At 69.2% G+C, this 8,535-nt stretch carries 9 protein-coding genes; 3 read left to right on the forward strand and 6 right to left on the reverse strand.

Translation table 11 applies throughout. The annotated features are described in order from the left end of the window. Position 1 precedes the first annotated feature (1 nt). Positions 2–1,624, reverse strand: a complete 1,623-nt coding sequence (locus tag BST11_RS16080) for a GMC oxidoreductase (RefSeq protein WP_083138927.1) — start codon at positions 1,622–1,624, stop codon at positions 2–4. Between the two features lie 184 nt (positions 1,625–1,808). Between BST11_RS16080 and BST11_RS16085 the strand changes: the two genes are divergently transcribed. Next, positions 1,809–2,927, forward strand: coding sequence for an alkane 1-monooxygenase (locus tag BST11_RS16085; protein WP_244897677.1), 1,119 nt, complete (start codon positions 1,809–1,811; stop codon positions 2,925–2,927). Positions 2,928–2,957: 30 nt separating this feature from the next. After that, positions 2,958–3,530, forward strand: coding sequence for a pyridoxamine 5'-phosphate oxidase family protein (locus tag BST11_RS16090; RefSeq protein ID WP_083138929.1), 573 nt, complete (start codon positions 2,958–2,960; stop codon positions 3,528–3,530). On the opposite strand, the gene metK is transcribed toward BST11_RS16090, so the two are convergent. The 5 genes from metK to mihF all read right to left on the reverse strand — a co-directional run bounded on the left by metK (position 3,527) and on the right by mihF (position 7,547). Next, entirely contained in the window at positions 3,527–4,738 is a 1,212-nt protein-coding gene (metK, locus tag BST11_RS16095; protein ID WP_083138930.1) for a methionine adenosyltransferase, read from the reverse strand. The genes BST11_RS16090 and metK overlap by 4 nt on opposite strands. Before the next feature lie 115 nt (positions 4,739–4,853). After that, on the reverse strand, positions 4,854–6,119 hold the full coding sequence (gene coaBC / locus BST11_RS16100; RefSeq protein WP_083138931.1) for a bifunctional phosphopantothenoylcysteine decarboxylase/phosphopantothenate--cysteine ligase CoaBC: 1,266 nt from the start codon (positions 6,117–6,119) through the stop codon (positions 4,854–4,856). Positions 6,120–6,139: 20 nt separating this feature from the next. Then, complete coding sequence (gene rpoZ / locus BST11_RS16105; RefSeq protein ID WP_067319498.1) at positions 6,140–6,463, reverse strand: DNA-directed RNA polymerase subunit omega; 324 nt, start codon at positions 6,461–6,463, stop codon at positions 6,140–6,142. An 87-nt stretch (positions 6,464–6,550) separates the two neighbouring features. Continuing rightward, entirely contained in the window at positions 6,551–7,177 is a 627-nt protein-coding gene (gmk, locus tag BST11_RS16110) for a guanylate kinase (RefSeq protein ID WP_276033857.1), read from the reverse strand. Positions 7,178–7,232: 55 nt separating this feature from the next. Then, positions 7,233–7,547: an integration host factor, actinobacterial type gene (gene mihF, locus BST11_RS16115; protein ID WP_046185993.1), complete on the reverse strand. Its 315-nt coding sequence runs from the start codon at positions 7,545–7,547 to the stop codon at positions 7,233–7,235. A 441-nt stretch (positions 7,548–7,988) separates the two neighbouring features. Here mihF and BST11_RS16120 point away from each other — a divergent pair, with 441 nt between their 5' ends. Then, positions 7,989–8,411 carry a TOBE domain-containing protein gene (locus BST11_RS16120; RefSeq protein ID WP_083138933.1) on the forward strand — a complete coding sequence of 141 codons (423 nt, stop codon included), beginning with the start codon at positions 7,989–7,991 and terminating at the stop codon, positions 8,409–8,411. Positions 8,412–8,535 lie beyond the last annotated feature (124 nt).

The raw sequence follows: 8,535 nt of genomic DNA on the forward strand, positions 1-8,535 counted from the left end.
CCTAGTCCCTGCGGCCCTGCAGGATCCCCTCGATGTTGCGTTCGGCCAGCGCGGTGATCGACATGAACGGGTTGCAGCCCAGGTACCCCGGCAGCAGCGACGCGTCGTTGACGAAGAGGTTGTCGTAGCCCTTCACCCGCCCGTAGCCGTCGGTGGCCCTGCCCCGGACCACCCCGCCGAGCGGGTGAACGGTGTTGGGCGCGAAGGCCTTTCCCTCGAAAAGATCGTCGCGGTAGTCCACGTCGTTGGCCTGCGTCACCCTGTCGAACACCAGCTGCGCCCGCTCGCGCAGGTTATCCGTATGGCCCTCCGGCCAGTCGATGACGACCGAGTCGTTGGCTCGGTCGTAGACGATCTCGGCGCGGTCGCCGGTGCGCACCATCGCGTAGTAGCCAAGCGCGAACGTCTCCACCGGCAGGGGCAGCGAGAACATGCTGGCGTACACCGGGTTGTCCGGATCGTCGCGACCGTCGAGGTTGATGATGCCCATCAGGGACTGCTCGGTGCCCGCGGGGTCGCTGGGCGCCAGCATGTGGGAGACCATGATGTCGCCATTGTTGCCGTAGCCGCGGCCGACCTCGTCGTTCAGGTGGGGCAGGCCGCCGGTTTCCCGGGCGCGCAGCAGCAGCTCGTTCGTGCCGAGCACGCCGGCGCTGAGATACAGCTGGTCGCAGCCGATTTCGGCATCGGCGACCTTCTTGCCGAACCGGTCGATCTCGTGGGTGGAGACCACATATTCGCCCGACCGCTCCCGGCGGATGCCGGTCACCCGGGTGAGCGGCTTGAGGCTGACCTTGCCCGTCGCCAGCGCGGCCGCGATGTACGTCTGGTCGACGCTGCCCACCCTGCCGTAGTTGTTGCCGTACTGCTGCTCGAAGTTCAGCGCCGAGCGCGGAACCAGTTCCGCCTCTTCGCGTTGCATGTAGTCGAACGAGTACGCGCTGCCGTTGTAGTCCACGCCGTAGCCGGCGGCGTCGGCGTACTGCCGTCCCACCCGGGCGTATTGGAACCAGGGCGTCCTTTCGAACCAGTCCATGTCGCGGTAGCTGATGCGCAGCATGGTCTTGGCGCGTTCGATGTACGTCCCGAGGAAGTCGTCGGGGTCGATATCCGGAAAGGTCGCGCGGACCTGGTCTGGCGTCGGGATCGCCGCGATCGCGGCGTTGACCATCGAGCCGCCGCCGACGGCCGCCCCGCGGAACACCGTGTGCGCGCCGTGCACCACCTTCTCGCAGATGCCGGCCTGCACCGGTTGCGGCGACGGCGAGTGCTTGGCCACCTCGGCGATGGACACGCCCCGGTACGACGGCACCAGGCTGGGCGGGACCGAGGTGAACCAGCCCGCGCGGTTGTCGGCGGGCACCATCCGCGAGAAGCGCTTGCCGTCCTCGTCCGGGGTGTTCCACCACCGGCCCCGCTCCAGGATCAGCGTTTCGACGCCGGCCTGGCCGAGCCGCAGCGCCGACACCCCGCCGCCGTACCCGCTGCCGACGACGATCGCCCGGTAGTGGGCGCGCATCGCGCTCGCGGCCGCTCGCCGAGTCCCGAGTTCGATCCCGGCCCCCAGGCCGCCCGCGACGACGCCCGCGGCGGCACCGAGGAAGCGCCTCCGGGAGAGAGCCATCCCCGCCTCCGGTCCCAACAGACTGTGATTTAACTAACTACCCTCTAAGCATACTGTAAGTATGCGAACTGCGCTATGGTGGGTGGGCATGACAGGTGACTGCCTGTTAATTCGACCGACAGAATGTGTTTGGACGAACGTGCCACTTTTGCCCAGCCCCCGGCTACCGGTCCGTGGACCGGAGGTGGGCGCCGCGAGCTGGAGCCAACCCAAGCGCTACCTCTGGCTCCTCGCCGCGGCCGTGCCCGCGCTGGTCTTCCCGTCCTGGCTGGGGACCAAGACCACGGGCGTCGGGCTGTTCTGGTGGACCGTGCCCATCTTGGCGTTCGTGGTCATCCCGGTGTTGGACCACCTCGTCGGCCCCGACACCGGCAACCCGCGGGACAGCGTCCTCGCGTGGCTGAAGACCGACCGGTTCTACCGCTGGGCCACCTACTTGTACCTGCCCAACCAGTACCTGTCGCTGGTGTTCGCCTGCTGGCTGTGGAGCGGCGGCGGTTGGCTGACAATGAGTTTCGTCGACAAAATCGGGCTGATGACGACCGTCGGCCTGGTCGGCGGGCTGGCGATCAACGCCGCGCACGAGCTGGGACACACGCGGGAGCGGACCGAACGGCGGCTGAGCAAGGTCGCGCTGGCCCAGACCTGCTACGGGCATTTCTACGTCGAGCACAACCGCGGGCACCACGTGCGGGTCGCCACCGCCGAGGATCCCGCCAGCGCCCGGTTCGACGAGAGCCTGTACGCCTTCATTCCCCGGTCGGTGACCGGCAGTGTGCACTCCGCCTGGCGCCTCGAGGGGGCGCGGCTGGCCGCGCTTGGCCAATCCCGTTGGACGCTGCGCAACGACGTTCTGAGCGGGTGGCTGACCACCGCCGGGCTCTACGCCGTACTTTCCGTATGGTTCGGCCCCGTGGTGCTGCCGTGGCTGGCCGGCCAGGCGATCATCGGTTTCAGCCTGCTGGAGACGGTCAACTACATGGAGCACTACGGGCTGCGGCGGCAAAAGCTGGCCAGCGGGCGCTACGAGCGGGTGCGGGCCGCCCACAGCTGGAACAGCAGCACGGTGATCGCCAACGTCCTGCTCTTCCATCTACAGCGGCATTCCGACCATCACGCCAACCCGCTGCGGCCCTACCAGCTGCTGCGGCACGTCGACGAGGCGCCGCAATTGCCCAGCGGATACAGCGCCATGCTGCTGCTGGCGTTGTTCCCGCCGCTGTGGCGCCGCGTGATGAACCCGCGGGTGCTCGACTTCTACCGCGGCGACATCAGCCTGGTCGCGCACAAGCCGCGACGGTAGCCGTCGGCGGTCGACGCTACGATTTCAGGCGTGGCAAAGGAATTTTCGCGCCTCGACGAGTCGCTGCGCGCGTTCATCGACGAGCAGGCCGTCTTCTTCGTTGCCACCGCCCCCTCCGAAGGGGGCCGAATCAACCTGTCCCCCAAGGGTTATCGCGATACCTTCGCGGTGCTGGGCGACCGCGCCGTCGCCTACCTCGACCTGTTCGGCAGCGGCGTCGAGACGATCGCCCACCTGCGCGACAACGGCCGCATCACGGTCATGTTCTGCTCGTTCACCCGCAATTCGCGGATCCTGCGGCTGTTCGGCAACGGGCGGGTGGTGTGCCCCGACGACGCCGAATTCCCCGGCCTGCTCACGCATTTCGCCGGTCAACACGCCGGCGTCCGCGCGGTCATCGTCATCGACGTCGAGCGGATCGCCGACGCCTGCGGGTTCGCGGTGCCCTACTACGAGCTCGTCGACGAACGGCCGGTGCTCGACGCGCACCACGGCAAGGCGTCCGAGGAGGCCTACGCGCGGCTGATCCACCGCAACCGCCACAGCATCGACGGGCTGCCGGCGCTGCGCGCCGACCACCCGTTGCCGCCGCGGCCGCGCTAGATGGCGCGCTTGAGGTCGTCGACCTTGTTCAGCTGCTCCCACGGCAGCTCGACGTCGGTGCGGCCGAAGTGCCCGTAGGCGGCGGTCTGCGCGTAGATGGGCCGCAGCAGGTCGAGGTCGCGGATGATCGCGCCGGGCCGCAGGTCGAACACCTCGGGGACGATCTTTTCGATCTTGACCGGGTCGACGGTCGCGGTGCCGAAGGTCTCGATGAACAGCCCGACCGGGGCGGCCTTGCCGATCGCGTAGGCCACCTGCACCTCGACCCGCTCCGCCAGCCCGGCGGCAACGATGTTTTTGGCCACCCAGCGCATCGCGTAGGCCGCCGACCGGTCCACCTTGGACGGATCCTTGCCGGAGAAGGCGCCGCCGCCGTGGCGGGCCCAGCCGCCGTAGGTGTCGACGATGATCTTGCGGCCGGTCAGGCCCGCGTCACCCATCGGACCGCCCAGGACGAACTTGCCGGTCGGGTTGACCAGCACCCGCGTCGCCGACGAGTCCAGCGTCTCGTGGGCCAGTTCGTCGAGCACGGTCTTCAGCACGTGCTTGCGGATGTCGGGATCCAGCGTCTTGGTGAGGTCGATCCCGTCCGCGTGCTGGGTGGAAACGACCACGGTGTCCAGCCGGACCGGGACGTCGTCTTCGTAGGCGATGGTGACCTGCGTCTTGCCGTCTGGACGCAGGTAGGGCAGCGTTCCGTTCTTGCGCACCTCGGTCAGCTTCCGCGACAGCCGGTGGGCCAGCGCGATGGGCAGCGGCATCAGTTCCGGGGTGTCGTTGATCGCGTAGCCGAACATCAATCCCTGGTCGCCCGCGCCCTGGGCGTCCAGCGGGTCGGCGGCGCCCTCGACGCGCGCCTCGTGGGCGGTGTCGACGCCCTGGGCGATGTCGGGCGACTGCGCGCCGATGCCGATGTTCACCCCGCACGACGCCCCGTCGAAGCCCTTGTCCGACGAGTCGTAGCCGATGTCCAGGATCCGCGCGCGCACGGTGTTGGTGATGTCGGCGAACGCCTCCTTGGCCGACGTCGTCACCTCGCCCACCACGTGCACCTGGCCCGTGGTCACCAACGTCTCGACCGCGACACGTGAGCGGGGGTCGTCGGCGAGAAGCGCGTCGAGCACCGAGTCGCTGATCGCGTCACAGATCTTGTCGGGATGCCCTTCCGTCACCGACTCACTGGTAAACAGGCGACCCTTTTCGCTCACAGTCTCAATCCTTCCGAATAATTAGGTAGTCGAATTATATCTTCGTGCATGGCCCTCGGTCCGTCCACCCGGGGGCGGCCGGCGCCGGTCCGGCGCCGCACCGAAGTAAACCCTGCTACCTGCCGTCGCCGTGCAAAAACGCGACGATTGCGTCCACGATACGACTGGCCATCAGCGTCTTGGAACCGTGCGGAAGCGCCGACTCGGTGCCGTCGGACGCCAGCAGCCAGCCATCGTTGCTGTCCACCTCGAACGCCCTGTTGTCGCCGACGGCGTTGACCACCAGCAGGTCGCAGCCCTTGCGCTGCAGCTTCGCCCGCGCGTGGAACAGCACGTCGCCGTTGGCGTCGCCGGTCTCGGCGGCGAAGCCCACGATGGCGCGCATGTTGGGCAGCTGCCCGTGCGCCCGCGCCCGCACCGCCCCGGCCAGCACGTCGTCGTTGCGGGCCAATTGGATCGTCGGCAAGTCGGCGTGAGTGTCGGGACCCTTCTTGATCTTGGCGGCGGCGACCTGGGCGGGCCGGAAGTCGGCGACCGCGGCGGCCATCACCAGCACATCGGCCCCGGGGGCGTGCTTGGAAACCGCGTCGCCGAGCTGTTGGGCCGAGCTGACGTGCACCACGTTGACGCCGGCGGGATCGATCAGCCCGGCGGTGTGCCCGGCGATCAGCGTGACCTCGGCGCCGCGCTGGGCGGCGACCCGCGCCACCGCGTAGCCCTGCTTGCCCGAGCTACGGTTGCCGATGAAGCGCACCGGGTCGATGGGTTCGCGGGTGCCGCCGGCGGTGACCAGCACCCGGCAGCCGGACAGGTCGTAGGGCAGCGCGTCGTGGCGCTCGAGCAGCAGGTGAACCAGGGTGGTGATCTCCTCGGCCTCGGGCAGCCTGCCCGCGCCGCTGTCGGTGCCGGTGAGCCGGCCGTAGGCGGGTTCGAGCACGACCGCCCCGCGGCGCCGCAGCGTGGCGACGTTGTCGGCGGTGGCCGGGTGCAACCACATCTCGGTGTGCATCGCCGGCGCGAACAACACCGGACATCGCGCGGTCAGCAGGGTCGCGGTCAGCAGGTCGTCGGCGCGGCCGTGCACCGCGCGGGCCAGCAGGTCGGCGGTGGCCGGCGCCACCACGACCAGGTCTGCCTGCTTGCCGAGCTGGACGTGCGGGACCTCGGGAACGTCGTCGAAGACGCCGGTGCGCACCGGCTGGCCGGACAGCGCCTCGAAGGTGGCCGCCCCCACGAAGCGCAGGGCGGATTCGGTGGGGATGACGCGGACGTCGTGGCCGGCTTCGGCGAGCTGACGAACGACCGTGCACGCCTTGTAGGCGGCGATGCCGCCGGAGACGCCGACGATGACTTTTTTCGCGACCCGATCGCGGTTGTCCACAGCGCGCCCCGGCCGGCCCGTTACTCGCCCTCGGTGTGTTCGAGCAGGTCGCCGTGGATCTCGCGCAACGCGATCGACAACGGCTTCTCCTGCAGCCCGGGCTCGACCAGCGGCCCGACGTACTCGAGGATGCCCTCGCCGAGCTGGTTGTAGTAGTCGTTGATCTGGCGGGCCCGCTTGGCCGCGTAGATCACCAGCGCGTACTTGCTGGAGACGCGGTCCAGCAGCTCGTCGATGGGCGGGTTGGTGATGCCCAGCGGGGTGTCGTAGGCGCCCTGTCCGCCTGCCGACGGATCGAACTGGTCGACGGCGGTCAGCGAGGCGTCGGACGGGGAATTGCTCACGTAGGTCAGTCTCCTGGCGGATTGAAGTCGGTGAATCTCGGTCTGGTCGCGCTCGGCTGCGGTCTGTCTAACGGTCTGTCTGCTGTTTCATGCCGGGCCCGGCGCGGTTCCCACCAGCAAGGATACCAATTCGGCGCACGCAGACTCCAATCGACTGTTGACCACCACCTCGTCGAAGTCGTCCTGGGCCGCCATTTCGATGCGTGCGGTGTCGAGGCGGCGCCGCATCGCGTCGGGCGTCTCGGTGCCACGGCCGACCAGCCTCGCTTCCAGGTCCTCCCAGCTGGGCGGGGCCAGGAACACGGTGAGCGCCTCCGGCATCGCCCTCTTGATGGCCCGGGCGCCGGCCAGGTCGACCTCGATGAGGACCGGCAGCCCGGACGCGGCCGCCGCCCGCACCGGCGCGGCCAGCGTGCCCGATCGGTGCAGCCCGCCGTGGATCTCGGCCCACTCCAGCAGGGCGCCCTCGTCGATGAGTTGCTGGAAGCGGGCGGGGCTGACGAAGTGGTAGTCGACCCCGTCGACCTCGCCCGGGCGCGGCGCGCGGGTGGTGGCCGAGACGCTGAACTGCAGCTGGGGAATCCGCTCGCGCAGGCACCGCACCACCGACGACTTGCCGACCGCGGAGGGACCGGACAGCACGACCACACGCCCGTTGCCGGTTGGCTCGGGGCGTGCCCCCTGCACGACGTCCGGCCCCCCGCTCGCGCTCAGCGGCACTCCCGGGTCGGGCCCACAGGCCGTTCGGCCTGCATGGTCGCCGGTTCGGTTAGGAGCCGAACTTTTCCAGCAGGGCCTTGCGCTGCCGGTCGCCGAGGCCGCGCAGGCGGCGGGTCGGGGCGATTTCCAGTTCGGTCATGATTTCCTGCGCCTTGACCTTGCCCACCTTCGGCAACGCCTCTAGCAGCGCCGACACCTTCATCTTGCCCAGGACTTCGTTGGTCTCGGCGTCCTTGAGCACCTGGGTCAGGTTGGTGCCGCCACGCTTGAGGCGGTCTTTGAGCTCTGCTCTCGCACGACGTGCGGCAGCCGCCTTCTCCAAAGCGGCCGCCCGCTGCTCGTCGGTCAACTGGGGAAGGGCCACGATTCCTCCGTATCTGTCAATCGACCGAAGTCGATCTCCTTGTGTCTCTGCCGGTACTTCAGCCAGCGGAGATGACCGTACTCACGCTTCCAGACGAAATCTAACCCGGCCCCCTGGTTAATTCCGCAAATGTCCAGCGTGGACCCGCCGGGCGCGCCCCGAGCGCGGCCCGCGGGGCGGCGGCGAAACGCGGTCGCTCGGGCTCCGTCTCGCCGACGGCGCGCCGCTCGTTGCGCCGCCGGATTCGCCCTCTACCTGCGGGTTTATCTTCTTGGGCGGGGGCGGAACGCGCCGTCGCACCCCGCCGGGCGGCGCGCGGGGGCGGTGTGTGGCCGGCCCGGGGCGGGGCGCCGGGGACCACGGATTTTTTCGTTCCGCGTCGCGCGTGTCGCGTTCGGGGATCAACCGCCAGGTCGGCGCGGCTTCCGTTACCATCGAGCCGTGCCGAACCTGCGCATCCGTCAGGCGGCGGAGCTGCTGGGGGTCAGCGACGACACCGTCCGGCGATGGATCAACCAGGGCACGTTGTCGGTCAGCAACGACGCGGCCGGTCGCAAAGTCATCGCCAGTGAAGACCTGGCGGAGTTTTCCCGAACCAACGCGCCCGCCCCGCCGCCCGATCCGCTCAGCATCGGCAGCTCGGCGCGCAACCGGTTCGTCGGCCTGGTCACCAAGGTGGTCAGCGACAAGGTGATGACCCAGGTCGAGATGCAGTGCGGTCCGCACACCGTGGTCTCGCTGATGAGCACCGAGGCCGCGGCGGAGCTCAACCTGCAGCCCGGCAGCGTCGCCGTGGCCGTCGTGAAGGCCACCACCGTCATCGTCGAGACCGCCAGGCCCGGCACGGCCGTTTCGTCGGACTGAGGGGTCTGCGGCCGGGGTTTGCGGCCTTCGGTGTGCGCGCAGGGCGGAAAATCGGCGAAAATCCCGCCCAGGATTCACCCTCAAAGCCCAGGGTTCACACCCGGTGCGCCGCGCCGCCGGCGCC

Source organism: Mycobacterium alsense (genome assembly GCF_002086635.1).
Classification (GTDB): domain Bacteria; phylum Actinomycetota; class Actinomycetes; order Mycobacteriales; family Mycobacteriaceae; genus Mycobacterium; species Mycobacterium alsense.